Source organism: Helicobacter pylori (genome assembly GCF_001998165.1).
GTDB lineage: Bacteria > Campylobacterota > Campylobacteria > Campylobacterales > Helicobacteraceae > Helicobacter > Helicobacter pylori_DL.
In genome coordinates, this window is record NZ_MTWR01000033.1 from 1 (window position 1) to 2,341 (window position 2,341).

A 2,341-nucleotide genomic window follows, 5' to 3' on the forward strand; every position below is an offset into this window, starting at 1 on the left:
ATGTTTTAAGGAACAGCGTGTTTGAATTGGCTAACCGCTCTAAAGATATTGACACGCTTTATACTCATTCAGGCGCAAAAGGTAGGGATCTCTTGCAAACCTTATTGATTGATAGCCATGATGCGGGTTATGCCAGACAAATGATTGATAACACAAGCACCGGTGAAATCACCAAGCAATTGAATGCGGCCACTACCACTTTAAACAATGTAGCCAGTTTAGAGCATAAACAAAGCGGCTTGCAAACTTTGAGCTTGAGCAATGCGATGATTTTAAATTCTCGTTTAGTCAATCTCTCCAGGAGACACACCAACCATATTAACTCGTTCGCTCAACGCTTACAAGCTTTAAAAGGCCAAAGATTCGCTTCTTTAGAGAGTGCGGCAGAAGTGTTGTATCAATTTGCCCCTAAATATGAAAAACCTACCAATGTTTGGGCTAACGCTATTGGGGGAGCGAGCTTGAATAATGGCTCTAACGCTTCATTATATGGCACAAGTGCCGGCGTAGACGCTTACCTTAATGGGGAAGTGGAAGCCATTGTGGGCGGTTTTGGAAGCTATGGTTATAGCTCTTTTAGTAATCAAGCGAACTCTCTTAACTCTGGGGCCAATAACGCTAATTTTGGCGTGTATAGCCGTATTTTTGCCAACCAGCATGAATTTGACTTTGAAGCTCAAGGGGCGCTAGGGAGCGATCAATCAAGCTTGAATTTCAAAAGCGCTCTACTGCGAGATTTGAATCAAAGCTATAATTACTTAGCCTATAGCGCTGCAGCAAGAGCGAGCTATGGTTATGACTTCGCGTTTTTTAGGAACGCTTTAGTGTTAAAACCAAGCGTGGGCGTGAGCTATAACCATTTAGGCTCAACCAACTTTGAAAGCAACAGCACCAATAAAGCGGCTTTAAAAAATGGCGCGAGCAGTCAGCATTTATTCAACGCTAACGCTAATGTGGAAGCGCGCTATTATTATGGGGACACTTCATACTTCTATATGAACGCTGGAGTTTTACAAGAGTTCGCTCACTTTGGATCGAATGATGTGGCGTCTTTAAACACCTTTAAAATCAATGCCGCTCGCAGTCCTCAAAGCACCTATGCAAGAGCGATGATGGGTGGGGAATTGCGATTAGCTAAAGAAGTGTTTTTGAATTTGGGCGTTGTTTATTTGCACAATTTGATTTCCAATATAGGCCATTTCGCTTCCAATTTAGGAATGAGGTATAGTTTCTAATACCGATCTAAGTATCACTCTTAAACCCATGCTTAGGCATGGGGGGTGATAGGTTTAAAAAGTATAATTGGGGGAGTGTGTTAGCAAACTAACCCCAAATAAGGGGTTAGCCTTCAAAATAAACTCCGCTAACGCAAACAAAAAGACTCTAGCTTTTTAAAAATCTTAAACAAAATGTATTGTATAAGAAATTTTTTATTCAGCCTGGTGTTTAAAAATTCAAAAAAACTCTTTTTGTTGTGGTTATTGAGTTCAGTAAAAGTTTCAATTTTACCCACTAAATCCTCAAAAACCAAAGATTCAAAAGAAGTTTTAAAAGCGACTTGGTGCCATTCTTTAGAATACGGGTAATTAAAATGCTTCCAAGGCTTTTCATCAGCATAAAAATGCAACATGCAAGCGTCAGATTTTTTAGGTATCATCCTTGTCCCAACCATGCGTGGATGGACATTATACTTGCAAGGCATTTCTAAAATACGCCCTTGACAAACAAGCACGAATAAATCTTGCTCTGGCAACAACAGCCCTTCATCTCTTGTTTTAAAAAAATCAATCAGCTTTTCTTCCAAATGACTCTCCCTCCACAACGCCAAATTGACCAGCATAAAACCTGCATTAAAAGGGTTTTCATATAGAATTCCCACTTCTTGAAAAGTTAGGCTTTTATGATTGAGTTTGACACCCATTCCCTTAGACCAATTAAGCCGAGATACAAACAAATCATTAGCGCTATGAATGTTAATCAATGAGAGGTCTTCTTTGGTCGCTCCAAAATACGCTCCATCCATAGGGGTAAAAAAACCCTCACTAATATCACCCACAAACAAGGTATCCACATCAAACATGATTATTTTTTCGTATTGAGGGAAAATACTCGCTAGCAACAAACGGCATAAAATCATTTTAGAAAAACGCTTTTTAGCGAAAGGATTGAGTCTTAAGAAAAGTTGAGAAACCAATGTAAAAGGGTAAGCGTCATTCTTTGAAATATCACAAAATTCAATACCAGAAAACGCGCTAAAGGGGGCCATGGTTCGCTTTAGTTTTTCTGCATTTTCAGCGCTCAAACTATCCACTAAACAATGGATTTGATAAAAGAGTTTTAC

The 2,341-nt window shown here is 39.4% G+C and carries 2 protein-coding genes; one reads left to right on the forward strand and one right to left on the reverse strand.

What is annotated here, in order from left to right; translation table 11 throughout:
- On the forward strand, window positions 1–1,235 hold a 1,235-nt coding region (locus BZK24_RS04615), incomplete at its 5' end, for an autotransporter outer membrane beta-barrel domain-containing protein (RefSeq protein ID WP_143424380.1).
- 128 nt (window positions 1,236–1,363) lie between these two features.
- Here the strand turns inward: BZK24_RS04615 and BZK24_RS04620 are convergent.
- Window positions 1,364–2,341: glycosyltransferase family 8 protein (locus BZK24_RS04620; RefSeq protein WP_077656724.1), on the reverse strand; the 978-nt coding region annotated here is incomplete at its 5' end.